We start from the raw sequence: 25,545 nt of genomic DNA, 5'->3' as shown, positions 1-25,545 counted from the left end.
ACCGCCGGGGCGGCCGAGGTGAGCACCCGACCCCGGACGGCTGCGGTAGGCGTCCCACCGCGTGGTCCCGGCGGTCGCCGGCCACCGGGACCACCTCCAGGCTCATCCCCTCCGCAGCACCGTCCTCAGCACCGCCCGCAGCTCCGCCTCCGCATCGGTCGCGGCGCCTGTCGCGCGCCAGGCCACGAATCCGTCCGGCCGGACCAGCACCGCCCCGTCCGGCGTCGTGCCGTGGAGGGCCGCCCAGTCGGTGCCGCCGCCGGGGCCGTCCCCGTCGTAGGTGAGGTCGGCGTCCGCGCCCGTACCGATCCGGTACGCCTCCAGTCGTACGCCGTCCGTGCGGGCGATCCCCCGGGCGGCGGCGTGCCAGTCCCCTCCCGCGGCCGACCCGGCGTCGCAGAGCAGCACCAGGGACCGCTCGTAGAGATCGATCGTGGACAGCCGGTCGCCCGCGCGGCGCAGCCACAGGTGCGGCGCCCGGCTGCCCGGGTCCGCCGTCAGCCGCACCCCGTCGGGTACCACCGGCTGGGCGGGGTCGGCGCCGACGACGGCCCCCTCCAGATAGCGGTAGGCGAGGACGACGGGGAGGATGCCGCTGCGCGGGCCGCCGCCGACGCCGGGCGTGGGCGCGAAGCCGGGGTGGCTGTGCTCCACCGAGCGGGCGGAGGCGCGGGCGCTGGTCGCCAGCGCGACGGGCCGGCGCTCGGTGTCGTAGGTCTCCAGCAGGCCGGGCCCGGCCCAGCCGTCGAGGACGGCGGAGAGTTTCCAGGCCAGGTTGTGGGCGTCCTGGATGCCGGTGTTGGAGCCGAAGGCGCCGGTCGGGGACATCTCGTGGGCGGAGTCGCCGGCCAGCAGCACCCGGCCCGCCGTGTACCGCTCGGCGACGCGTTCGGCGGCGCGCCAGGACGCCTTGCCGGTGATCTCGATGTCCAGGTCGGGGACGCCGACGGCCAGCCGGATGTGCCGCTGGAGCCGCTCCTCGGTGAACTCCTCCAGCGTCTCGCCCTGCTCCGGGTGCCAGGGCGCGTGGAAGACCCAGTGCTCCTTGTTGTCGACCGGCAGCAGGGCACCGTCGGCCTCGGGGTTGGTGAGGTAGCAGCAGATGAAGCGCCGGTCGCCGACCGTATCGGCGAGCAGCTTGGACCGGAAGGTGACGCTCACGTTCGCGAAGAGGTCGCCGGGGCCGCTCTGCCCGATGCCGAGCCGGCGCCGTACGGGGCTGCGCGGGCCGTCGCACGCGACCAGGTAGTCCGCGCGGACCCTGTACAGCTCGTCGCTGTCCCGGTCCCGGACGAGCGCCGTCACTCCTTCGGGGTCCTGCTCGAAGCCCTCCATCTCGTGGAAGTACCGCAGGTCCCCGCCGAGCGCGCGGGCCCCCTTCAGCAGCACCGGCTCCAGGTCGTTCTGGCTGCACAGGCACCAGGCCGTGGGGCTGAACCGCGCCAGTCCGCCGCCCGGGTCGATGTGCTTGAACAGCCATTCGCCGGCGTCGCCGACCAGGGTCGGGGTCTGCAGGATGCCATGGTTGGCCGCGAGCAGCGAGGCCGCCGCCTTGATGTCCGGCTCGATGCCGGCCACCCGGTACAGCTCCATCGTCCGCAGGTTGTTGCCGCGGCCACGCGGGTGGATCGAGGTCCCGGAGTGCCGCTCGACGAGCATGTGGGGTACGCCGAGACGGCCCAGGAACAGGGAGAGGGACAGGCCCACCAGCGAACCGCCCACGACGAGGACGGGCACCTGGTGATCGGCTTTGTGCTGCATCAAGGCTCCAGAGGCAGGTGTCGGGATGTGAGGCGCGTTGCTGTTTCTGTGCCCTCTGGGACGGCTTTCGCGTGCTCAATCACCCACGTGGTTCACGCGAGTCGCGCGTTGTGCGGGAAGCGGCACAGGATCAAGAAGCGCTGACGTCGCGTCATCGGCGGCCGGCGTTCGCCTCTGCCCCCGTGAAGGAGATGCGCAGCATGACCACCTTGTCGGAAAAGATGTCGGACCAGTCGACGCGTCAGGTGTCGAAGAAGGTCTCCCAGTCCGTGTTCGACGGCTCCCGTCTCCGGGTCGTCCTGCTCGTGGACGTCAACGACGGTGCCCAGCAGCAGTTCCTGGAGGCCTACGAGCAGCTGTGCAACCAGGTGGCGCGGGTGCCCGGCCACGTCAGCGACCAGCTGTGCCAGTCGATCGAGAACCCCTCCCAATGGCTCATCACCAGCGAGTGGGAGAGCGCCCCGCCGTTCCTCACCTGGGTGAACAGCGAGGAGCACGTGCGGATGGTGGAACCGCTGCACAGCTGCGTCCGGGACACCCGGTCGCTGCGGTTCCACATCGTCCGCGAGACGGGCGGCGAGCCGGCCGGGGCCGCGTCACGGCGCCGGCTCCAGTCGTCCCCGCGGATCGGGGACGGCGTGATCCGGCACGCGCTGACCTTCACGGTCAGGCCGGGCAGCGAGGAGAAGGTCGCGAAGATCCTCGCGGACTACGCCTCGCCCCAGGCGCGGGTCGACGAGACCACCCGGCTGAGCCGCACCTCCCTGTTCATGCACGGCAACCGGGTCGTGCGGGCCATCGAGGTGCGCGGCGACCTGCTCGCGGCGCTGCGGCACGTCGCCCGGCAGCCCGAGGTACGGGCCGTCGAGGAGGCCATCAACCCCTACCTGGAGCAGGAGCGCGACCTCAACGACCAGGAGTCCGCGCGGGTGTTCTTCACCCGGGCGGCGCTACCGGCCGTGCACCACGTCACCGCGGACGAACTCGCCGAGGGCGAGCGGCAGGCGCTGTACTACCCGGCCCGGCCGGACTGCGGGATGCGGCTGGCGGAGCTGCTCGCCCAGCAGGACGAGGCGGCGGCGGAGGACCCGGACAGCCCGGTGCTGCGCAGCACGATCTTCCAGCGCGACGACGTCGTCGTCCGGCTGATCGACGTACGTCCCGGCACGGGCGCCCGCGCCCTGCTGCCGGAGCCCGGTCGTCAGGCCGCGCTGAGCACCCTGCTGGACGGCGAGCCCGTCGGCATGGACCTCGTCACCGACCGCCGCTCGCCGGACGCCTGAGCCCGGCAGGCCAGCACACCAACGGAGGAACGTCGTGATCAAACACCTTCCGAAGATCGTGGACCTCAGCGAGATCGAGCCCAACACCCGGCGCGGCGGCGATCTGCGCGCCATGCTCACCCCGGCCACGGTGGGCTCCACCAGCGGCTTCATGGGCGTGGCCATCGTGCAGCCCGGCGACCGCATCGGTGAGCACTACCACCCCTACTCCGAGGAGTTCGTGTACGTCCTGTGCGGACAGCTGGAGGTGGACCTGGACGGTGAGCCGCACCCGCTGAAGCCCGAGCAGGGGCTGATGATCCCCATCAACATGCGGCACCGCTTCCGCAACGTCGGCAACGTGGAGGCGCGGATCGTCTTCCACCTGGGCCCGCTGGCCCCCCGGCCGGCCCTCGGCCACGTCGACACCGAGGAGACGGAGGCCGTCGCCGTCGCCGCCGATCCGGCCGACCGGGCACAGGTCCGCTCATGAACCGGCGCGTGGCGGTCACCGGCATAGGCGTCGTCGCCCCGGGAGGGATCGGCGTACCGGCGTTCTGGGATCTGCTCGCCGACGGCCGTACCGCGACGCGGGGCATCACGTTCTTCGACCCGACCGGGCTCAGGTCCCGGATCGCCGCCGAGTGCGACTTCGACCCCGCCGCGTACGGCCTGGACGCCGAGCAGGTCGAACGGGCGGACCGGTACATACAGTTCGCCCTGGTCGCCGGCGAGGAGGCGGTCCGGGACTCCGGTCTCGACCTCGGCCGGGAGGACCCCTGGCGGGTCGGCGTCTCCGTGGGCACCGCCGTCGGCGGCACCACCCGGCTGGAGCACGACTACGTCCTGGTCAGCCATCGCGGGCAGCGCTGGGACGTCGACCACACCGAGGCGGAGCCGCAGCTGCACCGGGCGTTCTCGCCGAGCACCGTGGCCTCCGCGGTGGCGGAACGATTCGGCGCCCAGGGTCCCGTGCAGACCGTGTCCACCGGCTGCACCTCGGGACTCGACGCGGTCGGGTACGCCTTCCACACCGTCCAGGAAGGCCGCGCCGACATATGCATCGCGGGAGCCTCGGACTCTCCGATCTCCCCGATCACCATGGCCTGCTTCGACGCGATCAAGGCCACCTCTCCGAACAACGACGACCCCGCGCACGCCTCCCGGCCCTTCGACAACAACCGTGACGGCTTCGTCATGGGCGAGGGCGGCGCGGTGCTCGTCCTGGAGGAACTGGAGCACGCCCGGGCCCGCGGTGCCCACGTGTACTGCGAGTTCGGCGGCTACGCCACCTTCGGCAACGCCTACCACATGACCGGCCTGACCAAGGAGGGACTGGAGATGGCGCGGGCCATTGACAACGCCCTCGACCAGGCGCGTCTCGACCCCACGGCGATCGACTATGTCAACGCGCACGGCTCCGGCACCCGGCAGAACGACCGCCACGAGACGGCGGCCGTGAAGCGGGCGCTCGGCCACCACGCCTACGACACCCCGATGAGCTCCATCAAATCCATGGTGGGGCACTCCCTCGGGGCGATCGGCGCCATCGAACTCGTCGCCTGCGTCCTGGCCCTCGCCAAGCAGGTCGTCCCGCCGACCGCGAACTACGAGATCCCCGACCCCGAGTGCGACCTGGACTACGTCCCGCGCGTCGCCCGCGAACGGAAGCTGACCAGCGTGCTGTCCGTGGGCAGCGGATTCGGCGGATTCCAGTCCGCGGTGATCCTGACCCGGCCGAGGGAGTGAGGACACGATGAGCGAACCGCAGGACCGGCACGCGGCCATCACCGGCATCGGGGTGGTCGCGCCCAACGGCACCACCACCGGCACCTTCTGGAAGGCCACCCAGGAGGGCCTCAGCGTCCTCGACCGGGTCACCCGCGAGGGCTGTGAGCACCTTCCCCTCAAGGTGGCCGGTGAGGTCCGCGCCTTCGAACCGGCCGACACGATCGAGGAGCGCTTCCTCGTCCAGACCGACCGGTTCACGCACTACGCCATGGCCGCGGCCGACTTCGCACTGGACGACGCCCGGCTCGCCCTGGCCGACATTCCCGACGCGCCGTACTCCATCGGCGTGGTCACCGCCGCCGGGTCCGGCGGCGGCGAGTTCGGCCAGCGCGAACTCCAGCAACTGTGGGGCAAGGGGAGCCGGTTCGTCGGGCCGTACCAGTCCATCGCCTGGTTCTACGCCGCGAGCACCGGCCAGGTGTCCATCCGCCGCGGCTTCAAGGGACCCTGCTCGGTCGTCGCCTCCGACGAGGCCGGCGGTCTGGACGCCCTCGCCCACGCGGCACGGGCCGTGCGGCGCGGCACCGACGTCATCGTGGCCGGCTCCACCGAGGCGCCGCTCGCGCCGTACTCGATGGTCTGCCAGCTCGGCTACGAGGAACTGAGCCGGGAGACGGACCCGTCCCGGGCCTACCGCCCGTTCACGGACGCGGCCTCGGGGTTCGTGCCCGCCGAGGGCGGCGGGATGCTCGTGATCGAGGCGGCCTGCGCCGCCCGGGCCCGCGGCGCCGACATCAAGGCCGTCGTGGCCGGCCACGGGGCCACCTTCACCGGCGCCTCCCGCTGGGACCGGTCCCGGGAAGGGCTCGCCCAGGCAGTCCGCCAGGCCCTGGCGGAGGCCGGGTGCGCCCCCGAGGAGGTCGACGTCGTCTTCGCCGACGCCCTCGGGGTACCGGAGGCCGACCGGGCCGAGGCGCTGGCGATCGCCGACGCCCTCGGCGAGCACGGCACCCGGGTACCGGTCACCGCACCGAAGACCGGGATCGGCCGGGGGTACTGCGCGGCCCCCGTCCTGGACACCGCGGCGGCCGTGCTCGCGATGGAGCACGGCCTGATCCCGCCGACGCCGAACGTCTTCGACGTCTGCCACGACCTCGACCTCGTGACCGGCAGCGCCCGCGCCGCCGAACTGCGGACGGCGCTGATCCTCAGCCGCGGACTCATGGGGTCGAACTCGGCGCTGGTGCTGCGACGCGGCACCGCGCAGTGAGTACAGAGAAGGAGGAGAGCACATGCCCCAGATCACCGTGGAAGAACTCGCCGCGCTGATGAAGAAGGCCGCCGGCGTGACCGTCAGCCCGCAGCAGCTCCAGGAGAAGCCGGACACCGGCTTCGACGTCCTCGGTGTCGACTCGCTCGGCCTGCTCGGCATCGTCGGGGAGCTGGAGAACACGCACGGCACCCCGATGCCGGTCGACGCCGAGCGCTGCAAGACACCCCAGCAGTTCCTCAACCTCGTCAACAGCACCCTCATGGCAGGAGCCTGAGATGGCAGGACACACCCAGAACGAGATCACCATCGCCGCCCCGCTGGACCTGGTCTGGGACATGACCAACGACCTGGAGCGCTGGCCCCAGCTCTTCAGCGAGTACGCCTCGGTGGAGGTCCTCAAGAAGGAGGGCGAGAAGACGACGTTCCGGCTCACCATGCACCCGGACGAGAACGGCACCGTCTGGAGCTGGGTCTCCGAGCGCGAGCCGGACCGCGCCACCCGCACCGTCAAGGCCCGCCGGGTGGAGACCGGGCCCTTCGCCCACATGGACATCCACTGGCGGTACGAGGAGGTCCCCGCCGGCACCCGGATGGTCTGGACCCAGGACTTCGCGATGAAGCCGGACGCGCCGGTCGACGACGACTGGATGACCGACAACATCAACAAGAACTCGAAGATCCAGCTGGACCTGATCCGGCAGAAGATCGAGAAGGCGGCGGCCGGCGAGCGGCCCGCCCCGGCCCTGGCCGACTGAGCCGGACGACAGGAGACGACCGTGCACCAGGCCCTGATCGTCGCCCGTATGGCCCCGGGCTCCGCCCCCGACATCGCCAAGGTGTTCGCGGAGTCCGACCGCGGAGAGCTGCCGCACCTCGTCGGAGTCGTCCGGCGCAGCCTCTTCCAGTTCGGCGACGTCTACATGCACCTGATCGAGTCCGAGCGGGAGCCGGGACCGGCCATCGCCAAGGTCACCTCCCACCCCGAGTTCAAGGAGGTCAGCGAGCGGCTGTCGGCGTACGTCAGCGCGTACGACCCGGAGACCTGGCGGTCCCCGAAGGACGCCATGGCTGAGCGCTTCTACATCTGGGAGCGCGACGCCGGCTGAGCGCTCCGCCGGAACGGCAGCGAAGGCAGTTCCCCGCGCCCCTTCGGGGCGCGGGGAGCCGGTCATGCCGGGACGACGCAGTCGAACGCGTGCAGGTACGGGTTGACCGGCCGGATGTCGCGGACCGCCAGGCCCGCCGCCTCCAGTCGGCCGACCATGCTGTCGGTGGTGTGCTTGGCCCCGCCGACGTTCAGGAGCAGCAGCAGGTCCATGGCCGTGCTGAACCGCATCGACGGGGTGTCGTCGACGAGGTTCTCGATCACCACCACCCGGGTGCCGGGACCGCCCGCCTCGACCACGTTGCCCAGCAGCCGGGCCGTGGACTCGTCGTCCCACTCCAGGATGTTCTTGATGATGTAGACGTCGGCCTCCACCGGGACCGCCTCCCGGACGTCGCCGGGCACGATCCGCGCGCGGTCGGCGAGGTCACCGCCCTCGCGCAGCCGCGGCAGGGCGTTCTCCACCACCCGGGGCAGGTCGAGCAGGCTGCCGCGCATCGCCGGGTACTTGTCGAGCAGGCACGCCACCACATGCCCCTGGCCGCCGCCGAGGTCCGCGACCGAGCTGCTGCCGGACAGGTCCAGCAGGGCCGCCACCTCACGCGCCGACTGCTCGCTGGAGCGGGTCATCGCGCGGTTGAAGACGTCCGCGGACTCGGGGGCGTCCTCGTTGAGGTAGCTGAAGAACTCCTTGCCGTAGAGGTCCTCCACGACGTTCCGGCCGGTGCGCACGGCCCGGTCCAGCAGCGGCCAGGCGTCCCAGGTCCACGGCTCGGTGCACCACATGGCGATGGCCCGCAGGCTGTTCGGGTCGTCCTCGCGCAGCAGCCGGGACATCTCGGTGTGGGCGAACGTCCCGTCCGGCCGCTCGGCGAAGACGCCGTAGCAGGACAGGGCGCGCAGCAGCCGGCGCAGCGGCTTCGGCTCGGCGCGCACCGCGGTCGCCAGGGTCTCCACGGTCATGGGGGCGTCCCCGAGCGCGTCGGCGACGCCCAGCCGGGCGGCGGCGCGGACCGCGGCGGCGCAGGCCGCCCCGAACACGAGCTCGCGCAGCCGCATCGACGGGGGAGGGGAGGGGGGTGCCCCCGGCTCCGGGGGAGCCGAGGGTGCGCCGGATGGTGCGGTCATGTGCCGCCTTCCTTCCTTGCGTGGATCGGGTACGGCCGTCCGGTCAGCACAGGCCCGCGGGCCTGGAGACCCGGCAGGAGTTGCCGGTGAAGGCGTTGCCGGTCTTGGTGGCTTCCTGGTTGACGAGGTCCGCCGGGGAGTTGTCCGCCAGCCGGTTGCCGGTGATCCGGTTCTTCTCGCTCGTGGCGCCCACGAAGCTCTTGAACAGGACGATGCCGCCCGACAGCGGGGACCTGCCCGTGTGACCGGTGACCCTGTTCCGCGTCACCAGGGCCTTCTCGGTGCCGGTCAGCACGATGCCGGAGCCCTTCAGATAGGGCAGCCGGGGGGTCTTCGGGCAGTACTTGTTGTTCCGGTCGACCAGGTTGTCGCTGACGGTGAGGGCACCGGCCCGCGGCTTGTTCTCGTCGCCGACGACGAACACGCCCGCGCAGTTGCCGAGGACGTAGTTGCGGGTGACGGCGAGGTTGCGCAGCCGGCGGACGGTGATGCCGATCCGGTTGTCCTCCAGCCGGTTGTGGTCGATCACCGCGCCCTTGCTGTCCTTGGCCCCCTGCTCGGCCTTGACATTGTTGGCGAGGAAGATCCCCGCGTCCCCGTTGCTCCGGGCGGTGTTGTACCGGAACACGCCACGGGTGGAGTGCTCCTGGGCGATGCCCCACTGGCCGTTGTGCTCGGCGATCACGCGCTTCACGGTCAGCCGGTCGGTGCCCATGGTGAACACGCCGGACTTGGCGAAGCCGGTCACCTTGAGGTCGGAGACGGTGACGTCCTTGACGGGCTTGTTCTTGCCCCCGACCACACAGATGCCGTTGCCGTCCGAGAGGCAGGTGATGGTGGCCTTCTTGCCGTGCGGCGCGGGCTTGGTCTTCTTCTTGGGGGGCTGGATCACGGTGCCGGGACCCGCGCCCCGCAGGGTGAGGCCCGCCGTCTTCACCGTGACGCTCTCACGGTAGGTGCCGGCGAGCACGAACACGGTGTCGCCGGCCTTGGCGGCGTTGACCGCCTTCTGGATCGACTGACCCGGATGCACCACGAGGGTCCTGTGGGCAGCGGACGCCGGAGTGGCGCCGATGATCGTGCCGACGAGGGTCGTGGCGCATGCCAGGTACGCAATGTGTCGTTTTGTCACATTCCGAAGGCTAGGAGCGCATGAGCCGATTACCGGCCGGATACTCCGTTCGGCGGCGTGTCAGGGCCCCGCGCTCCGAAGGGAACGCGGGGCCCGCGCGGCCAGTCGTGCCGGCGCCGCAGCCGGAGGGGGCGGTCAGCGGCCCCGCGGCCCGCCCTTGGGCAGCTTCATGCCCTTCGGCATGGGCCCCTTCGGCAGCGGCATGTTGCTCATCAGGTCGCCCAGCGCCCGCAGCCGGTCGTTGGTGGCGGTCACCTGGGGGCCGGTCAGCACGCGCGGGAGCTTCAGCATGGTCGTGCGGAGCTTCTTCAGCTCCACCTGGCCCTCGCCGTTGCCGACGATCAGATCGTGCACCGGTACGTCGGCGACGATGCGGTTCATCTTCTTCTTCTCGGCGGCCAGCAGGCTCTTCACCCGGTTCGGGTTGCCCTCGGCGACCAGCACGATGCCAGCCTTGCCGACGGCCCGGTGGACCACGTCCTGGCTGCGGTTCATCGCCACCGCCGGCGTCGTCGTCCAGCCCCGGCCGATGTTGTCCAGCACGGCCGCGGCGGCGCCCGGCTGGCCCTCCATCTGGCCGAACGCGGCCCGCTCGGCGCGGCGGCCGAACACGATCGCGGTCGCCAGCAGGGCGATCAGCAGGCCGAAGATGCCCAGGTAGACCGGGTGCCCGATCAGGAAGCCGATCGCGAGGAAGACACCGAGGGTGCCGATGCCGACGGCCGCGAGTACAAGACCGATCTTCTTGTCGGCCTTGCGGGTCATCTTGTACGTGAGGGCGATCTGCTTCAGTCGCCCTGCGTTCGCGGCGTCCGCCGCGGTTTCCTTCCTCGCCATGCCACGAAGTCTACGTGCCCCCGGGAGCGCGGACGACGGCAGTGTCCGGCGGCCGGGACGCGCCCGCCGTGGGCGGCGTCAGGGCTGGCCGGCGGCCTGGTCCAGGAACCGCTGGGCCTCGACCCGGTCCTTGGCGCGGCGGCGGTCCTCCAGGACGGAGGTCCAGGCGTTGCGGCGGGCGGTGCGCTGACCGCCGCTCATGAGCAGGGACTCCACGGCGCGCAGGGCGCCGGTGAAGGACGGGATGGCGGTGGCGCGTACGGGTGCGGCCTGCATGATCGAGGTCCCCCCTCTGAGCGATGGAGATACGGGGCGTGATATGAGAGTCACTGATTGGTGTTACCAGGGCGTGACCGACCGGTCAAACACGGATGAAGCCTTGATGTGACCGGCTGGAACGCCGACGCGGCCCCGTCGGCGCCCTCATCTGCGAGGACGGTCGGGACCGCGTCGTCTCGGCCATTACTGGCCAGTAGGAACTTGTGCGCGAATTCACACGCGCGGCTCACACCGCCTGGGCGGCGATGAACGCCCCACGCTTCTCCACGGCCATCTGGTAAAGCCGTCCGGCGCGGTAGGAGGAGCGCACCAGCGGACCGGACATGACACCGGAGAAGCCGATCTGCTCGGCCTCCTCCTTCAGCTCCACGAACTCCTGCGGCTTCACCCAGCGCTCCACCGGGTGGTGGCGCACCGACGGGCGCAGGTACTGGGTGATGGTGACCAGCTCGCAGCCAGCGTCGTGGAGCTGCCTCAGCGCCTCGCTGACCTCCTCACGGGTCTCGCCCATGCCGAGGATCAGGTTCGACTTGGTCACCAGGCCGTAGTCGCGGGCCTCGGTGATGACCTTCAGGGAGCGCTCGTAGCGGAAGCCCGGGCGGATGCGCTTGAAGATCCGGGGGACCGTCTCGACGTTGTGCGCGAAGACCTCGGGGCGGGATGCGAACACCTCGGCGAGCTGCTCGGGGACCGCGTTGAAGTCCGGGGCCAGCAGCTCCACCTTGGTCCGGCCGCCCTCGCGGTCCGCCGTCTGCTGGTGGATCTGGCGCACGGTCTCGGCGTACAGCCAGGCGCCGCCGTCCGCCAGGTCGTCACGGGCGACACCGGTGATGGTGGCGTAGTTCAGGTCCATGGTGACCACGGACTCGCCCACGCGGCGCGGCTCGTCGCGGTCCAGCGCCTCGGGCTTGCCGGTGTCGATCTGGCAGAAGTCACAGCGCCGGGTGCACTGGTCGCCGCCGATGAGGAAGGTCGCCTCGCGGTCCTCCCAGCACTCGTAGATGTTCGGACAGCCGGCTTCCTGGCACACCGTGTGCAGCCCCTCGCTCTTCACGAGGTTCTGCATCTTCGTGTATTCGGGGCCCATTTTCGCCCGGGTCTTGATCCACTCGGGCTTGCGCTCGATGGGGGTCTGGCTGTTGCGGACCTCCAGGCGCAGCATTTTGCGTCCGTCGGGTGCGACTGCGGACACGACCGGCTCCCTGTGACTTCGATTCTTCGGCGTACCCCAGGGTACGCCCGTACTGTGTGCGCCCTGCCGCTGAGGCCAACCCCGCTGTCGCAGGGCGCATTCCCCCGGCGGACGATCAGGCGGACGCCTTCTCGATCACCCGCGGCTTCAGGTCCGCGTTCTCCAGGACGTCCCGCAGGTGCTTCTCGACCACCGGCAGGACCTCCTCGACCGTGACGTCCCGGCCCAGCTCGTTGGCGAGGGAGGTGACGCCCGCGTCCCGGATGCCGCACGGGATGATCCGGTCGAACCAGGCGTTGTCCGGGTTCACGTTGAAGGAGAAGCCGTGCATCGTGACGCCCTTGGCGACCCGGATGCCGATCGCGGCGATCTTCCGGTCCTCGCGCCGCTGGCCGGCGTTGGAGGGGGCGTACTCCGGGCCGTTCAGCCGGGGGTCGAACTCCTCGTCGGTGAGCCGCGGGTCGAAGTCCAGGGAGAGCCCCCCGAGCGCCGGCCGCTGCTCGACCGGGTCGCCGAGCACCCACACGCCGCTACGGCCCTCCACCCGGGTGGTCTCCAGGCCGAACTCGGCGCAGGCGCGGATGATCGCCTCCTCCAGCCGGCGCACGTGCGCGACCACGTCCACCGGGCGGGGCAGCTTCTGGATCGGGTAGCCCACGAGCTGACCGGGGCCGTGCCAAGTGATCTTGCCGCCGCGGTCCACGTCGATGACCGGGGTGCCGTCCAGCGGGCGCTCGCTGTCCTCCGTGCGCCGGCCGGCCGTGTACACCGGGGGGTGCTCCAGGAGGAGCACGGTGTCCGGGACCTCGTCGGCGAACCGGGCCGCGTGCACCCGGCGCTGCTCGTCCCACGCCTCCTGGTAATCGACGGCATCCGCACCGAACCCCATGCGGACGAACCGCAACTCACTCACGGCAAGCGCCTCCCTCAGCGACCGGTGTGTCAGGCACGTGACGCGCCCTCGCCACTGTACGTCCGACCGGAGTACGTCAGCCCTGCGGGCGTTCCTCACACGATCGGATGAATGCACGGCGAAGGGTGCGATCGTCTGCTCACTCTCCGCTACATTCGCGCCGTTCGTGAGGCCATAAGGGCTGCTCAAAGGCAATCCGGGCACATCGACCGGCCCGGAAGGCAGGAGACCGCACCGCAGATGACGGACCGACCCGCGCAGCGCACCCCCAACCGCCAGCTCGCCGCGCTCATCGCAGAAGCGGGGTTCTCCAACGCGGGTCTGGCCCGTCGCGTCGACCAGCTCGGCCTGGAACACGGGCTGGACCTCAGATACGACAAGACCTCGGTCACCCGCTGGCTGCGGGGCCAGCAGCCACGCGGTACGACCCCCGCCCTGATCGCCGAGGTCTTCACGCGCCGGCTCGGGCGCCGGCTCACCGCCCAGGATCTCGGCCTGGACGCGTGTGCGCCGGTGTACGCCGGGCTGGAGTTCGCGGCCACCCCCGAGGAGGCCGTCGACATCGTCAGCGGGCTGTGGCGCAAGGACTCCGGCAGCCACGCCGAACTGCGCAAGATCGCCTTCACCCCGGCGGGGCTCGTGGTGCCCAGCCGGGACTGGCTGATCGGCAAGGCCGACGACCGGGTGGCCCGCGAGCCGGTACCCCGGGTGCCGCCGCAGGGCCGGCCCGCCGCGGCCAGGGCGCAGCAGCCGGCGCCGCTGGTCCCGCCGCGGCTGCGGACGCACGCCGAGCGCGCCCCCGGCCACAAGGTCACCGGCGGTGACATCGCCGCGCTGCACTCGGTGGGCGAGCTGTTCCGCACCCTCGACGACCGGTTCGGCGGCGGTCACGCCCGGCAGGCACTGGTGCGCTACCTGGAGCACGAGTGCGAGCCGATGCTGCGCGGCAGTTACGACGAGCAGACCGGCCGGCGCCTGTTCGCCGCCGCCGCCGACCTGACCCGGCTCGCGGGCTGGACGTCGTACGACATCGCCGCGCACGGGCTCGCCCAGCGGTACTTCGTGCAGGCCCTGCGGCTCGCCCAGGCGGCCGGCGACCGGGCCTACGGCTCCTACGTCCTGGTCACCATGAGCCGCCAGGCCGTCTACCTCGGCCACGGCAGGGAGGCCGTGCAACTGGCCCGGGTCGCCCAGCAGGGGGTCGGCACGGGCGCCCCGCCCGTCGTCCAGGCGCTGCTGCACGCGTCCGAGGCGCGCGCGCACGGCGTGCTGGGGGAGGTGCGGGCGTGCACCGCGGCGCTCGTGCGGGCCGAACGCGCCCTGGAGGCGGCCCGGCCCGGGGACGAGGTGCCCTACTGGGCCGGGTTCTTCGACGAGGCGCAGCTCGCCGACGAGTTCGGCCACTGCCACCGGGATCTCCAGCAGTTCCGGGCCGCCGCGCAGCACGCCGAGCGGTCCCTCCAGCTCCGGGCGCCCACCTATGCCCGCAGCCGCCTGTTCTGCCGGGTCGTCCTCGCCACCGCCCGCCTCGGCCTCGGCGAACTCGACCAGGCGTGCGCGATCGCCGCGGAGGCGGCGGGGCAGGCCGCGGAGATGCGGAGCGCTCGCGCGGTGGAGTACGTGAAGGAGTTCGAGCGGCGGCTTGAGCCCTATCGGGACGCGGCACCGGTGCGGGTGTACCGGGAGAAGGTGGCGGCGTTGGGGTAGTTCCGGTGGTTCGTCGGGTGCCGCGCCGATGTGGCGGAGCGCGCAGTTCCCCGCGCCCCTTCGGGCGCGTTCACGCCGCCCTCGGCATCGTCGGAACCGGGTCCGCGCTGTGCATCGAACCCGCCGCTCCCAGGTCCGCGAGGATGGCTGCCGCGGCGCGGTGGGCCGAGTGCAGGGCGCCCTGGACCGTGCTGGTGTCCCGGTGGTCGCCGCAGACGTAGAGGCCGGCCAGGAGGCGTACCGGGCGGCGCAGGTCGTGGGGCGGGCGCATCGACGGGACCGCCTCCGGGGTGTGGTGCACGGCCAGCGTCTCCCAGCGGCGGGTGGAGGTGCCGTAGAGGCGGGAGAGGTGGATGCGGACGGCGGTGTCCACCCCCTCCGGTGGCGTGCCCAGGACCGTCGAGGAGATCAGGACGCGGCCGGCCGGTGCCCGGCTCGGGTCCACGTTGCTGAGGACCGCGGTGTGCGCCACCGGCCCGCCCCGGTCGGCGTCCAGCAGCAGCGAGGTGCCCGTCGGGAACGCCGCCGCCGGCTCGTCCGTGGTGTGGTGGACGACCGTCACCGGGTGGAAGTCCGGCACCCTGAGCCCCGGCAGCAGTTCGGCCGCGGCGCGCGCGTCCGTCGCCAGCAGCACCGCCCGGCAGCGGAGCTCCCCGTGCTCGGCGGTCGTCACCGAGGTCGTGGACACCGAGGTGACCCGCACCCCGGTGTGCACGGTGCCCGGCGGCAGCCCCCCGGCCAGCAGCTCCGGCAGCACCTCGGCGCCGCCCTCCGGCACGCACAGCCGCCCGCTCGCGAAGGCGCGCAGCGCCAGGTCGGCGCACCTGCTGGAGGTGGTCAGCTCCGGGTCGCACAGCAGCGTGGCGAGCAGCGGGCGCAGGAAGCCGTCGACGGTGCGCGCCGGGACCCCGCGCTGGGCGAGGGCGAGCGCGGCCGGCATCTCGGGGCGGGCCAGGATGCGTTCGACGGGGGTCGCGGCGATCCGGCCGAGCGCCGCGCCCAGCCGGGCCTGGTCCACCGCGCCGCCCACCGGTGCGCCGGGCGTGGCCGCCGTACCCCGGGGGGCGTTGGCGAGGGCGCGCACCACATGAAGTGCGCCCCGTGCGCCCCGCGCGCTCCCACCGCCCGCCGGTGCGCCGGCGCGCTGGGTGCGGCCGTCGCGGTGCAGCAGCACGCCCGGTGCGAAACGGCGCACGGTCAGGGCGTCCAGGCCCGGACTCAGGCGGAGTTCGGGGTAGGACGTGGACAGCAGCTGTCCGATGCGGTCGAGCCGGAAGCCGTCGACCTTCTCGGTCGACATGCGGCCGCCGACGTACGGGGCGGCCTCCAGGACCGCGGTCGTGATTCCTGCGCTGGTCAGCCGATGAGCCGCCGAGAGACCGGCGATTCCGGCTCCCACGATGACGACGTCCACCTGGTACGCGGGCTCAAGCACGAGGCCCCTCCTGTGGTTGCGCGACCGGTGGAGACGTCATGCCCCCGACTGGCGCAAGGGATACCCGGGTTCGGGTCGAGGGTAGGAGCGTGATCGGTCAGAGACAGTCGCGCATCAATAGGGGCACGGTCGCATGGAGGTCGCATACGGTCACTTTTGTTCGCCGGAGTTGTCATCCGGCTCACCCCGCCGCGCGGATCGCCTCGTCGATGCCCGGGAACGCGAACCGGAACCCCGACTCCAGCAGCCGCTTCGGCACCACCCGCTGACTGCCCAGCACATCACCGGCCATCTCCCCGAGCGCCGCCCGCAGCACCGGGGCGGGCACCGCGAACACCGCCGGCCGGCGCAGCACCCGCGCCATCGCCTCCGTGATCTCACCGTTCGTCAGCGGCTGCGGCGCCGTCAGGTTGAACGGCCCGGACAGGCCGTCGCCGTCGATGAGATGCCGGATCGCGGCGACCTCGTCGTGCAGCGCGATGTACGACCAGTACTGCCGCCCGTCGCCCAGCCGCCCCCCGAGCCCCGCGCGGAACAGCGGGAACAGCCGCCCCCAGGCCCCGCCGCCCCGGGCCACCACCAGGCCCGTGCGCAGGAACACCGTCCGCACCCCCGCCTCCGCCACGGGCGCCGCCGCCTCCTCCCACTCCACGCACAGCGCGGACAGGAAACCGTCACCCGGCGGCGCGCCCTCGTCCACCACCCGGTCGCCGGTGTCGCCGTAGATGCCGATCGCGCTGCCGTTCACGAACACCCGCGGCGGCCGCGGCAGCGAGGCCGCCGCCTCCGCCAGCGCGGCCGTGCCCAGCACCCGGCTGTCCCGCAGCAGCCGCTTGTACTCCGGCGTCCAGCGCCGCTCGCCCACCCCGGCCCCCGCCAGGTTGACCACCACGTCACACCCGGTCAGCCCGGCCGCGTCGACGTGGCCCCGCTCGGGGTCCCAGCGGACCTCGTCCGCGCCCCGGGGCTCCCGGCGCACCAGCCGGACCACCTCATGCCCGTCCGCGGTCAGGGACCGCACCAGAGCGCTGCCGATGAGACCGGACGCGCCGGCCACCGCGATACGTGAACGTTCCATGGCCCCAGCATGACCGCACCGCGGGCCGGAAACCCGTTGGGGCCGCCCGGACCGCCCGCCGTAGGGTGATCGCCATGCCGGAGCCGTACATACGCAACGCCCGAGCCGCCGACGAGCAGCCGCTGGCCGTCCTCGACCGGGCCACCTGGTCCCCCCTGCACGCGGTGATGCCCCAGCCGCAGCCGCCGTACCCGCCCTTCTTCGACGAGCGGCACCCGCCGGAGGAGTACCTCGTCGCCGAGGCCGACGGGCGCGTCCTCGGCTACATCCGGCTCACCCCCCCGACCCCGCTCGCCTCCAACGCGCACGTCCTGGCCATCCAGGGCTTCGCCGTCGCCGAAGAGGCGCGCGGGCGGGGCGTCGGACGCGCGCTGGTCCGGGCCGCCGTCGCCGAGGCGCGGCGGCGCGGCGCACGGCGCCTCACCCTGCGCGTGCTCGGGCACAACGCCCCGGCCCGGGCGCTGTACGAGTCCGAGGGCTTCGCCGTCGAGGGCGTGCTGCCCGGGGAGTTCTTCCTCGACGGCGCGTACGTCGACGACATCTGCATGGGCCGCGCCCTGTGAGCCCCGCGGTGCCTACGAACTGACCAGCTCGCCCGTGTCCACCGTCGCCGTCGCCGTGGCCGCGCGCCGGGCGTCGCCCGCCACCTCGGCCGCCGTCAGCACGTACCCCGTCTCGGCGTCCGAGGTGGAGCGGGCGAAGACCACCCCGAACACCCGGCCGTCCGTGGTCAGCAGCGGGCCGCCGGAGTTGCCCGGCCGGACGGTGGAGCGGATCGCGTAGATCTCCCGGGTGACCGTGCGGTCGTTGTAGATGTTCTGGCCGGTCGCCCGCACCCGGTTCCCGACCGTCGCCGCCTGGAGGTTCAGGCTCCCGTCCTGCGGATAGCCCGCCACCACCGCCGAGTCCCCGCGCACGGCACCCCCGTCGAACCGCAGCACCGGGGCGCGCAGATCCGGAACGTACAGCACGGCCACGTCCCGGTCCGGGTCGAACAGCACCACCCGGGCCGCGTACGACGGCCCGACCCCGCCGACCCGCACGCTCGGCCGGTCGATGCCGGCCACCACGTGCGCGTTGGTCATGACACGCCGGGGCGCGTACACGAACCCGCTGCCCTCACGGCCCTCGGTGCCCACGGCGCCCTCGATCTTGACCGTGCTCAGCCTGGCGGCGTTCGTCGCGGCAGGGGTGACGCTGTCGCCGGTCGGCCGGGCCACCCGGGCCGTCGACTCGTTCTCGAACGGGTTGAACACCTGCGGGAAGCCCGCCTCGGTCAGCGCGGACGTGGCCCGCGAGAACCACGCGGGTGTGGTCCGCGGCATCGCCTCCTGGACCGCGCCCAGCACCGTCGAGTTCCGTATCGCCGTCGTCAGGGTCTGGGACGGGGCCGCGCTCAGCACGCTCGCCGCCACCCAGGCCACGATCAGCACCGCGACCGAGTTCGCCGCCGCGCCCCCTATCCCGTCCGCCACCCGGAGCGGCCCCCGGTCCAGCTCCCCGCGCAGCCGCAGCGCCAGCCGGCCCGCCAGCTCGTGCCCCACCACCGCGGGCACCAGCACCGTCAGCACCGCGAGCACCGTGGCCGTCGCCGTGCCCCGCTCCACCTGGCCCGTCACCCACGGCAGGACCCACACACCGACGGCCGCGCCGCCCACGAACCCGGCCAGCGAGACACATCCCGCCACCAGTCCGCGGCGGTATCCGGACACCGCGTAGACGACGATCACCAGTACGAGCACCAGGTCGAGCAGGTCCACCGAGCCGCCTCTCTCTCAACCTCTTACTACGGACGGGACCGGTCCGCTGATCAGCCACGCGCACGCGAGGCAGCCACCGGGTGGCGGAACCGGTCACGTACGTCTGTACCACCGGAAACGACCCGGACCTGGACGATGGTTCCACCGGGTGGCACAGCGCACATCGCGGGCACGCGCGGCGGTCCGGGAGCGGTCGCACCGGGGCACAGGGAGGCCACAGGCGGCACGCGGTCCGCACCGAGCCGCCCGCCCTACGGTCGTGCACGGCACAAACCGATCGCAGGCGGGGACAGGTGAGGTTCATGGGCCGCGTCCGTACCGACGGCCGTGGCGAGTCCGGGCGGGAACGGGCCGGCCGGTCCCGGACCGTCCGCGGGCCCTGGGCACTGGTCCGCGCGGTCGCGACCGTCGTCCTCGGCCCGGCCGCCGTCACCGCGTCCGCCCTCGACCGGGCCGACGCGGCCCCGGCGCACCACGCGGCCGAGGCCGGCCGGGCACAGGCCCCGGGGCCCGCGGGAGGGACGGGAACGTGATGACGGGACCCGGCACCGCCCTCACCCCCTGAACCGCTGCCACAGGCGGGGATAGCGTTGCGCGAGCACCCGGTCGTCCTCCAGGTCCAGGGGCGTGCCCTCCGGCTCGGCCGGCGCCGGGGCGATGCCCAGGTCCGGCGCGACGGTGCCGGTCAGCTGCTCGTACGCCTCGTCCGCCGCGTACCCCAGCTCCTCGCCGTCGCCGTCGATCTCCTCGTCGAAGTCGTCCAGCAGCTCGGCCAGCGCGTCCGGCTCGTGCACGGCGCCCTCGAAGACCTCCCGGCCCTGGCCGATCAGCCAGCACCGGAAGAAGTCGAACGCGTCGTCGCTGCACCCGTCCAGCAGCAGCCAGGCGGCGCCCCACAGGTCCCAGCGGTAGGCGCGGTTGTAGCGGGCCTCGAAGTGACGGGCGAAGTCCAGGACGAGATCGGGCTCCAGCTGGAGCAGCCGCTCCACGAGCGCGTCGGCCTGCTCCTCCGGATCGCCCCCGGCGGCCTCGCGGGTGGCGTCGATCAGCTCCCAGAACTCCGTCTCGTCCATCACGCCACCAGCATCGGGCCTCGGCCGGTGGGGCGCACGCGGAGTACGGCGGGTCGTCGTCAGCCGTCGTCGCCGTCGTCAGCCGTCGTCACGGCGGTACAGCGCGGCGAGCCGGGCCGCGTCCGCCGCGCAGCGCTCCCGCAGGCTCGCGGGAGCCAGCACCTCCGCCTCCGGCCCCAGCGCGGTCAGCTGGCCGTGCGCCACCTCCTCCGACTCCACCGGCAGCGTCACCGTCACCCAGCCCTCGGCATCCGGGGCGCCCGCGCCCGCCAGCGCCTCCCGCGCACCCAGCGGATCCACGGCGTGCGGCAACCGGCGCACGCCCTCCGGGGACAGTCGCACGACCACCTCCGCGCGCAGGATCGACCGGGCGAACCGCTCGGCCTGCTCCGCCCAGAAACCGGGCAGGTCGAACCCCGGGTCGCGGTCGAACCGCTCGTCGAGCGCGGCCACCGCGGCGAACCGGTCGATCCGGTACGTCCGGAAGGCACCGGCCCCGGCCACCCGCGCGCACAGGTACCAGACACCCGCCTTCAGCACGAGCCCGTACGGCTCCAGCCGCCGTTCGACGGTCCCGTCGCCACGCCGGTAGCCGACGTCGATCCGCCGGTCCTCCCACACCGCCTCGGCGATCACCGGCAGCCACGCGGGTGCCTCGGGCTCGCGGAACCAGGCCGGGGCGTCCAGGTGGAACCGCTGCGCGGCGCTGTCCGGCGCGTCCCGCAGCGAGGGGAGCAGCGCCGCCGACACCTTCAGCCGGGCCGCCGAGGCCGCGTCCTGAAGCCCCATCTCGCGCAGCGCCCCCGGCACCCCGCTCAGGAACAGCGCCTCCGCCTCGCTCCGGGCCAGCCCGGTCAGCCGCGTCCGGTACCCGCCGACCAGCCGGTACCCGCCGGCCCGGCCCCGGTCGGCGTACACCGGCACCCCCGCCTCCGACAGCGCCTGCGCGTCCCGCGTCACGGTCCGCTCCGACACCTCCAGCTCGCGTGCCAGCTCGGCGGCGGTCATGGCGGGCCGGGACTGCAGGAGGAGGACCATCTTGATCAGACGTGCGGCGCGCATGCCCACATCATGCAAGAGGCCCCCGCCGGAGCGGGGGCCTCTTGCATGATGCGCGGTCCTTTACAGCCCGTACTTCTCCCGGGCCTCCTTGACCGCCGTCGCCTTCACCTCGCCGCGCCTGGCGAGCTGGGCCAGGGCCGCGACGACGATCGACTGGGCGTCGACGCCGAAGTGGCGGCGGGCGGCCTCACGGGTGTCCGACAGACCGAAGCCGTCGGCGCCCAGCGAGGACCAGTCCTGCTCGACCCACTGCGCGATCTGGTCCGGGACCTGGCGCATGTAGTCGGAGACCGCCAGCACCGGACCCTCGGCGCCCTGGAGCGCCTGGCGGACGTACGGCACCCGCTCCTCGCCCCGCAGCAGCGCCGCGTCGGCCTCCATGGCGTCCCGGCGCAGCTCCGACCAGGAGGTCGCCGACCACACGTCCGCGGCCACGCCCCACTCCTCGGCCAGCAGCTTCTGCGCCTGAAGAGCCCAGTGGATCGCCGTGCCCGAGCCCAGCAGCTGGATGCGCGGGGCGTTGGCGGGCACGGACACGCCCGCGGACTCGGCCGTGTTGAAGCGGTACAGGCCCTTGACGATGCCCTCGTCGATGCCGAGGCCCTGGGGCTTGGCCGGCTGCGGCAGCGGCTCGTTGTAGACCGTCAGGTAGTAGAAGACGTCCTGGTCCTCGCCCGGCTTCGCCTCGCCGTACATCCGGCGCAGACCCTCACGGACGATCACCGCGATCTCGTACGCGAACGCGGGGTCGTACGTCAGCGCGGCCGGGTTGGTCGCGGCGATGACCGGGGAGTGGCCGTCGGCGTGCTGGAGGCCCTCACCCGTGAGGGTGGTACGGCCGGCCGTCGCGCCGACGAGGAAGCCGCGACCGAGCTGGTCGCCGAGCTGCCACATCTGGTCGGCGGTGCGCTGCCAGCCGAACATCGAGTAGAAGATGTAGAACGGGATCATCGCCTCGCCGTGCGTCGCGTACGCGGTGGACGCGGCGATGAAGTCGGCCATCGAACCGGCCTCGGTGATCCCCTCGTTGAGGATCTGGCCGTTCCTGGCCTCCTTGTAGTACATCAGCTGGTCGCGGTCGACCGGCTCGTACGTCTGGCCCTTGGGGGAGTAGATGCCCAGGGACGGGAACAGGCTCTCCATGCCGAAGGTGCGCGCCTCGTCGGGGACGATCGGCACCCAGCGCTTGCCCGTCTCCTTGTCGCGGACGAGATCCTTGACCAGGCGGACGAAGGCCATGGTGGTGGCCACGTTCTGGGAGCCGGAGCCCTTGTCGAAGGAGGCGAACGCCTTCTCGGCGGGGGCCGGCAGCGGGGCCAGCGCGTGCGTGCGGCGGGCCGGGGCCGGGCCGCCGAGGGCCGCGCGGCGCTCCTGGAGGTAGCGGACCTCGGGGGAGTCGGCGCCCGGGTGGCCGTAGGGCACCACGCCGTCGGTGAAGTCGCTGTCCTTGATCGGCAGGCCGAGCAGGTCGCGCATCGCCTTGAACTCGTCCACCGACAGCTTCTTCATCTGGTGGTTGGCGTTCTTCGACGCGAAGCCCTCGCCGAGGGTGTGGCCCTTGACCGTCTGGGCCAGGATCACGGTCGGCGCGCCCTTGTGCTCGACGGCGGCCTTGTACGCGGCGTAGACCTTGCGCGGCTCGTGACCGCCGCGGGAGAAGTGGAAGCAGTCGAGGATCTTGTCGTCGCTCAGCAGCTTCGCCATCTCGGCGAGCGCCGGGTCCTTGCCGAAGAAGTCCTCGCGGATGTAGGCGGCCCCGCGGGTCTGGTACGTCTGGACCTGCGCGTCCGGTACCTCGCGCAGCCGGCGTACCAGCGCGCCCGTGGTGTCGAGCTGGAACAGCTCGTCCCAGGCCGAGCCCCACAGCGTCTTGATGACGTTCCAGCCGGCGCCGCGGAACTGGGCCTCCAGCTCCTGCACGATCTTGAAGTTGGCGCGGACCGGGCCGTCCAGGCGCTGCAGGTTGCAGTTGATGACGAAGGTGAGGTTGTCCAGCTCCTCACGCGCGGCCAGCGCGAGGGCCGCCGTCGACTCCGGCTCGTCCATCTCGCCGTCGCCGAGGAAGGCCCAGACGTGGGAGGCGGAGACGTCCTTGATGCCGCGGTTGGTGAGGTAGCGGTTGAAGCGCGCCTGGTAGATGGCGGAGAGCGGGCCGAGGCCCATCGACACCGTCGGGAACTCCCACAGCCAGGGCAGACGGCGCGGGTGCGGGTACGACGGCAGGCCGTTGCCGCCGGCCTCCTGGCGGAAGTTGTCCAGGTGCTGCTCGCTGAGCCGGCCGTCGAGGAAGGCGCGGGCGTAGATGCCGGGGGAGGCGTGGCCCTGGATGTAGAGCTGGTCGCCGGAGCCGTCACCCTCCTTGCCCTTGAAGAAGTGGTTGAAGCCGGTCTCGTACAGCCAGGCCGCGGAGGCGAAGGTGGCGATGTGGCCGCCGACGCCGTACTTCGCGCCGCGGGTCACCATGGCGGCCGCGTTCCAGCGGTTCCAGGCGGTGATCCGGGCCTCCATCTCCGGGTCGCCGGGCAGCGCCGGCTCCGCGGAGGTGGGGATGGTGTTGACGTAGTCCGTCTCGAGGAGCTTCGGCAGCGCGATGCCGCCCGCCTCGGCGCGCTCCAGCGTGCGGCGCATCAGGTACGCGGCGCGGTGCGGCCCGGCCTCCCTGGCGACGGCGTCGAGGGAGGCCTGCCACTCGGCGGTCTCCTCCGGGTCGCGGTCCGGGAGCTGGTCGAGCGCGCTCGGCTGGATGGCGTTGGGGTCGGTCATGTCGCCGCCTTCCTCAGTCGAAGGGGTTCCCTCATCGGTAAGGGTTCGGGGGTGCCCTTGGTCTTTGGCAGGACAGGGCAGGCGGACCTCGAAGGCGGCGTCGTTGTGCGACTCCGTCGTGCGTCCGTCGGTGACTGTAACTCCCTGATCGATGATCGATCAAAGGGTTGAGGGCCAAAACCTCTTGATTTGGAGAAAGTCGGCACGCGGTGCCTTTGCGAATGGCACCCGGTGACGCTGAAATTCCTGGTTTTCGCAGGTGAGCGTGGGGATGCTCGACTGGGTCAGGCGCGCGGGGCGCACCCCAGCACATGGGCCTTCACCAGCTCGGCGATCCGGGGGTCCCGGCGCCTGAACGCCTGCACCAGCTCCTCGTGCTCCTCCGCGTACGACTGCTGCACGGTGCCCAGCCAGCGGATGGACAGCGCCGTGAACACCTCGATGCCCAGGCCCTCCCAGGTGTGCAGCAGCACCGAGTTGCGGGCCGCCCGGACCAGCTCCCGGTGGAAGCCGACCGTGTGCCGCACCTGTGCCGTGCCGTCCGCCTCCCGGTCGGCCTCGTACAGCGCCAGGACGTGCGGCTCCAGCGCCGAGCAGTCCTCCGCGAGGCGGTCGGCCGCCAGCTCCGCCGCGATGGCCTCCAGCCCGGCCCGGACCGGGTAGCTCTCCTCCAGGTCCGCCGCCGTCAGGTTCCGTACCCGGACGCCCTTGTTGGGGGCCGACTCGATCAGGCGCAGGGACTCCAGCTCGCGCAGGGCCTCGCGGACCGGGGTCTGGCTGACCTCCAGCTCGGTGGCGATCCGCCGCTCCACGATGCGCTCGCCCGGCTGCCAGCGCCCGCTGACGATCCCCTCCACGATGTGCTCGCGGATCTGCTCGCGCAGCGAGTGGACGACGGGCGCGGTCATGAGGGCTCCTTAGGGAGGGCTGACGTTTAGACAATAAGGCCGGTTCGCTCCGCGGGTAGGGCGCGTCGGGGTGCTTTGGTGCAGGTGAGACGAGGCTTACACGCTCCGTATGCCGACAAACACGAACACCCCGCCCGGAGAAGCTCCGGACGGGGTGCCGCAGGGACAGCAGTTACAGGCCGAGCTCGACCTCGAACTCGCCGGCCTCCAGGATCGCCTTGACCGCCGTCAGGTAACGGGCCGCGTCGGCGCCGTCGACCAGGCGGTGGTCGTAGGAGAGGGTCAGGTAGGTCATGTCGCGGACGCCGATGACCGTGCCCTCCTCGGTCTCGATGACGGCCGGACGCTTGACCGTGGCACCGATGCCGAGGATCGCGACCTGGCCCGGCGGCACGATGATCGTGTCGAACAGGGCACCGCGCGAACCGGTGTTGGAGATGGTGAAGGTCGCGCCGGACAGCTCGTCCGGGGTGATCTTGCTGGCCCGGACCTTGCCCGCCAGCTCCGCCGTGGCCTTGGCGATGCCCGCGATGTTGAGGTCGCCGGCGTGCTTGATGACCGGGGTCATCAGGCCCTTCTCGGAGTCCACCGCGATACCGATGTTCTCGGTGTCGAAGTAGGTGATGGTCCCCTCGGCCTCGTTGATCTTGGCGTTGATGACCGGGTGGGCCTTCAGCGCCTGCGCGGCGGCCTTGACGAAGAACGGCATCGGGGAGAGCTTGACGCCCTCGCGGGCCGCGAAGGAGTCCTTCGCCTGGGCGCGCAGCTTCATCAGGCGCGTGACGTCGACCTCGACGACCGACGACAGCTGGGCCTGCTCGTGCAGCGCCTTGACCATGTTGTCGCCGATGACCTTGCGGATGCGAGGCATCTTGACGGTCTGCCCGCGCAGCGGGGAGACCTCCAGCGCCGGGGCCTTCCTGGCGGCGGCAGGGCCCGCGGCAGTCACGGCGGCAGCGGCCGGAGCCGGGGCAGCGGCGGCGGCCTTCGCGGCCTCGGCGGCGGCGATGACGTCCTGCTTGCGGATACGGCCGCCGACGCCGGTGCCCTTGACGGTGGCCAGGTCGACGCCGTTCTCGGCGGCGAGCTTGCGCACCAGCGGGGTGACGTACGCGCCCTCGTCCGTCGCCTGGGTGGCGGTCGGGG

25 protein-coding genes are annotated in these 25,545 nt (G+C 72.3%); 10 read left to right on the top strand and 15 right to left on the bottom strand.

All coding sequences use genetic code 11. The annotated features are described in order from the left end of the window. Positions 1-102: 102 nt before the first annotated feature. Complete coding sequence (locus tag C3492_RS42775) at positions 103-1,761, bottom strand: FAD-dependent monooxygenase (RefSeq protein WP_103817978.1); 1,659 nt, start codon at positions 1,759-1,761, stop codon at positions 103-105. Between the two features lie 200 nt (positions 1,762-1,961). Here C3492_RS42775 and C3492_RS42770 point away from each other — a divergent pair, with 200 nt between their 5' ends. Genes C3492_RS42770 through C3492_RS42740 form a run of 7 tightly spaced genes read left to right on the top strand, consistent with a single transcriptional unit; the run spans position 1,962 to position 7,133 of the window. Further along, positions 1,962-3,044 carry a SchA/CurD-like domain-containing protein gene (locus C3492_RS42770; RefSeq protein ID WP_103817977.1) on the top strand — a complete coding sequence of 361 codons (1,083 nt, stop codon included), beginning with the start codon at positions 1,962-1,964 and terminating at the stop codon, positions 3,042-3,044. A 58-nt stretch (positions 3,045-3,102) separates the two neighbouring features. Next, complete coding sequence (locus tag C3492_RS42765; RefSeq protein ID WP_103817979.1) at positions 3,103-3,516, top strand: cupin domain-containing protein; 414 nt, start codon at positions 3,103-3,105, stop codon at positions 3,514-3,516. Beyond that, positions 3,513-4,772 (top strand): beta-ketoacyl synthase, encoded by a 1,260-nt coding sequence (locus C3492_RS42760; RefSeq protein WP_103817976.1) that lies wholly within the window; start codon positions 3,513-3,515, stop codon positions 4,770-4,772. The genes C3492_RS42765 and C3492_RS42760 overlap by 4 nt, the downstream gene beginning before the upstream one ends. A gap of 7 nt (positions 4,773-4,779) precedes the next feature. Next, positions 4,780-6,024, top strand: coding sequence for a ketosynthase chain-length factor (locus tag C3492_RS42755; RefSeq protein WP_103817975.1), 1,245 nt, complete (start codon positions 4,780-4,782; stop codon positions 6,022-6,024). Positions 6,025-6,046: 22 nt separating this feature from the next. Beyond that, on the top strand, positions 6,047-6,301 hold the full coding sequence (locus C3492_RS42750) for an acyl carrier protein (RefSeq protein WP_103817974.1): 255 nt from the start codon (positions 6,047-6,049) through the stop codon (positions 6,299-6,301). Position 6,302: 1 nt separating this feature from the next. Then, positions 6,303-6,782 (top strand): SRPBCC family protein, encoded by a 480-nt coding sequence (locus C3492_RS42745; protein ID WP_030656659.1) that lies wholly within the window; start codon positions 6,303-6,305, stop codon positions 6,780-6,782. A 21-nt stretch (positions 6,783-6,803) separates the two neighbouring features. Beyond that, positions 6,804-7,133 (top strand): TcmI family type II polyketide cyclase, encoded by a 330-nt coding sequence (locus C3492_RS42740; protein ID WP_103817973.1) that lies wholly within the window; start codon positions 6,804-6,806, stop codon positions 7,131-7,133. A 62-nt stretch (positions 7,134-7,195) separates the two neighbouring features. On the opposite strand, the gene C3492_RS42735 is transcribed toward C3492_RS42740, so the two are convergent. The 6 genes from C3492_RS42735 to lipB form a co-directional block, all read right to left on the bottom strand. Beyond that, a complete protein-coding gene (locus tag C3492_RS42735) occupies positions 7,196-8,260 on the bottom strand; it encodes a methyltransferase (RefSeq protein ID WP_258056233.1) in 1,065 nt (354 codons plus the stop codon). A gap of 43 nt (positions 8,261-8,303) precedes the next feature. Beyond that, on the bottom strand, positions 8,304-9,392 hold the full coding sequence (locus C3492_RS42730; protein ID WP_103817971.1) for a nitrous oxide reductase family maturation protein NosD: 1,089 nt from the start codon (positions 9,390-9,392) through the stop codon (positions 8,304-8,306). Positions 9,393-9,527: 135 nt separating this feature from the next. Then, positions 9,528-10,229, bottom strand: a complete 702-nt coding sequence (locus C3492_RS42725) for a DUF4191 domain-containing protein (protein ID WP_103817970.1) — start codon at positions 10,227-10,229, stop codon at positions 9,528-9,530. Positions 10,230-10,307: 78 nt separating this feature from the next. Next, positions 10,308-10,505, bottom strand: a complete 198-nt coding sequence (locus C3492_RS42720) for a hypothetical protein (protein WP_103817969.1) — start codon at positions 10,503-10,505, stop codon at positions 10,308-10,310. Between the two features lie 229 nt (positions 10,506-10,734). After that, a complete protein-coding gene (gene lipA / locus C3492_RS42715) occupies positions 10,735-11,700 on the bottom strand; it encodes a lipoyl synthase (protein ID WP_103817968.1) in 966 nt (321 codons plus the stop codon). A 115-nt stretch (positions 11,701-11,815) separates the two neighbouring features. Further along, positions 11,816-12,613, bottom strand: coding sequence for a lipoyl(octanoyl) transferase LipB (gene lipB / locus C3492_RS42710; RefSeq protein ID WP_103817967.1), 798 nt, complete (start codon positions 12,611-12,613; stop codon positions 11,816-11,818). A 240-nt stretch (positions 12,614-12,853) separates the two neighbouring features. Here lipB and C3492_RS42705 point away from each other — a divergent pair, with 240 nt between their 5' ends. Further along, positions 12,854-14,320 carry a regulator gene (locus C3492_RS42705; RefSeq protein ID WP_103817966.1) on the top strand — a complete coding sequence of 489 codons (1,467 nt, stop codon included), beginning with the start codon at positions 12,854-12,856 and terminating at the stop codon, positions 14,318-14,320. A 70-nt stretch (positions 14,321-14,390) separates the two neighbouring features. On the opposite strand, the gene C3492_RS42700 is transcribed toward C3492_RS42705, so the two are convergent. Together C3492_RS42700 and C3492_RS42695 are read right to left on the bottom strand one after the other, a co-directional pair. After that, on the bottom strand, positions 14,391-15,755 hold the full coding sequence (locus C3492_RS42700) for an NAD(P)/FAD-dependent oxidoreductase (RefSeq protein ID WP_103817965.1): 1,365 nt from the start codon (positions 15,753-15,755) through the stop codon (positions 14,391-14,393). Between the two features lie 181 nt (positions 15,756-15,936). Then, complete coding sequence (locus C3492_RS42695; RefSeq protein WP_103817964.1) at positions 15,937-16,833, bottom strand: TIGR01777 family oxidoreductase; 897 nt, start codon at positions 16,831-16,833, stop codon at positions 15,937-15,939. 74 nt (positions 16,834-16,907) lie between these two features. Between C3492_RS42695 and C3492_RS42690 the strand changes: the two genes are divergently transcribed. Continuing rightward, positions 16,908-17,396, top strand: a complete 489-nt coding sequence (locus C3492_RS42690) for a GNAT family N-acetyltransferase (protein WP_181140857.1) — start codon at positions 16,908-16,910, stop codon at positions 17,394-17,396. 12 nt (positions 17,397-17,408) lie between these two features. Here C3492_RS42690 and C3492_RS42685 read toward each other — a convergent pair whose 3' ends face one another. Further along, positions 17,409-18,593 (bottom strand): MarP family serine protease, encoded by a 1,185-nt coding sequence (locus tag C3492_RS42685; RefSeq protein ID WP_103817962.1) that lies wholly within the window; start codon positions 18,591-18,593, stop codon positions 17,409-17,411. 302 nt (positions 18,594-18,895) lie between these two features. Between C3492_RS42685 and C3492_RS45045 the strand changes: the two genes are divergently transcribed. Further along, complete coding sequence (locus C3492_RS45045; RefSeq protein WP_181140856.1) at positions 18,896-19,126, top strand: hypothetical protein; 231 nt, start codon at positions 18,896-18,898, stop codon at positions 19,124-19,126. A gap of 21 nt (positions 19,127-19,147) precedes the next feature. On the opposite strand, the gene C3492_RS42675 is transcribed toward C3492_RS45045, so the two are convergent. The 5 genes from C3492_RS42675 to sucB form a co-directional block, all read right to left on the bottom strand. Beyond that, positions 19,148-19,666, bottom strand: coding sequence for a DUF4240 domain-containing protein (locus C3492_RS42675; protein ID WP_103817961.1), 519 nt, complete (start codon positions 19,664-19,666; stop codon positions 19,148-19,150). Positions 19,667-19,744: 78 nt separating this feature from the next. After that, the gene (locus C3492_RS42670) at positions 19,745-20,728 is read right to left on the bottom strand and encodes a YafY family protein (protein ID WP_103817960.1); all 984 of its coding nucleotides are present in this window, start codon (positions 20,726-20,728) and stop codon (positions 19,745-19,747) included. Positions 20,729-20,788: 60 nt separating this feature from the next. After that, complete coding sequence (aceE, locus tag C3492_RS42665) at positions 20,789-23,491, bottom strand: pyruvate dehydrogenase (acetyl-transferring), homodimeric type (RefSeq protein WP_103817959.1); 2,703 nt, start codon at positions 23,489-23,491, stop codon at positions 20,789-20,791. Positions 23,492-23,775: 284 nt separating this feature from the next. Next, positions 23,776-24,399 (bottom strand): GntR family transcriptional regulator, encoded by a 624-nt coding sequence (locus C3492_RS42660; RefSeq protein ID WP_103817958.1) that lies wholly within the window; start codon positions 24,397-24,399, stop codon positions 23,776-23,778. A 172-nt stretch (positions 24,400-24,571) separates the two neighbouring features. Further along, the coding region (gene sucB / locus C3492_RS42655; protein ID WP_103817957.1) for a 2-oxoglutarate dehydrogenase, E2 component, dihydrolipoamide succinyltransferase at positions 24,572-25,545 on the bottom strand (974 nt) is incomplete at its 5' end.

Source organism: Streptomyces sp. Ru62, assembly GCF_002920615.1.
Lineage (GTDB): Bacteria > Actinomycetota > Actinomycetes > Streptomycetales > Streptomycetaceae > Streptomyces.
Note: the sequence above shows the minus strand (reverse complement) of the source record. Positions and strands in the feature narration are given on the sequence as shown.

Coding starts and splice junctions, on each gene's coding strand:
- C3492_RS42775 (WP_103817978.1), bottom strand. CDS start 1,761: ATGCAGCACAAAGCCGATCACCAGGTGCCCGTCCTCGTCGTGGGCGGT.
- C3492_RS42770 (WP_103817977.1), top strand. CDS start 1,962: ATGACCACCTTGTCGGAAAAGATGTCGGACCAGTCGACGCGTCAGGTG.
- C3492_RS42760 (WP_103817976.1), top strand. CDS start 3,513: ATGAACCGGCGCGTGGCGGTCACCGGCATAGGCGTCGTCGCCCCGGGA.
- C3492_RS42755 (WP_103817975.1), top strand. CDS start 4,780: ATGAGCGAACCGCAGGACCGGCACGCGGCCATCACCGGCATCGGGGTG.
- C3492_RS42750 (WP_103817974.1), top strand. CDS start 6,047: ATGCCCCAGATCACCGTGGAAGAACTCGCCGCGCTGATGAAGAAGGCC.
- C3492_RS42745 (WP_030656659.1), top strand. CDS start 6,303: ATGGCAGGACACACCCAGAACGAGATCACCATCGCCGCCCCGCTGGAC.
- C3492_RS42735 (WP_258056233.1), bottom strand. CDS start 8,260: ATGACCGCACCATCCGGCGCACCCTCGGCTCCCCCGGAGCCGGGGGCA.
- C3492_RS42725 (WP_103817970.1), bottom strand. CDS start 10,229: ATGGCGAGGAAGGAAACCGCGGCGGACGCCGCGAACGCAGGGCGACTG.
- C3492_RS42720 (WP_103817969.1), bottom strand. CDS start 10,505: ATGCAGGCCGCACCCGTACGCGCCACCGCCATCCCGTCCTTCACCGGC.
- C3492_RS42705 (WP_103817966.1), top strand. CDS start 12,854: ATGACGGACCGACCCGCGCAGCGCACCCCCAACCGCCAGCTCGCCGCG.
- C3492_RS42695 (WP_103817964.1), bottom strand. CDS start 16,833: ATGGAACGTTCACGTATCGCGGTGGCCGGCGCGTCCGGTCTCATCGGC.
- C3492_RS42690 (WP_181140857.1), top strand. CDS start 16,908: ATGCCGGAGCCGTACATACGCAACGCCCGAGCCGCCGACGAGCAGCCG.
- C3492_RS45045 (WP_181140856.1), top strand. CDS start 18,896: ATGGGCCGCGTCCGTACCGACGGCCGTGGCGAGTCCGGGCGGGAACGG.
- C3492_RS42675 (WP_103817961.1), bottom strand. CDS start 19,666: ATGGACGAGACGGAGTTCTGGGAGCTGATCGACGCCACCCGCGAGGCC.
- C3492_RS42670 (WP_103817960.1), bottom strand. CDS start 20,728: ATGCGCGCCGCACGTCTGATCAAGATGGTCCTCCTCCTGCAGTCCCGG.
- aceE (WP_103817959.1), bottom strand. CDS start 23,491: ATGACCGACCCCAACGCCATCCAGCCGAGCGCGCTCGACCAGCTCCCG.
- C3492_RS42660 (WP_103817958.1), bottom strand. CDS start 24,399: ATGACCGCGCCCGTCGTCCACTCGCTGCGCGAGCAGATCCGCGAGCAC.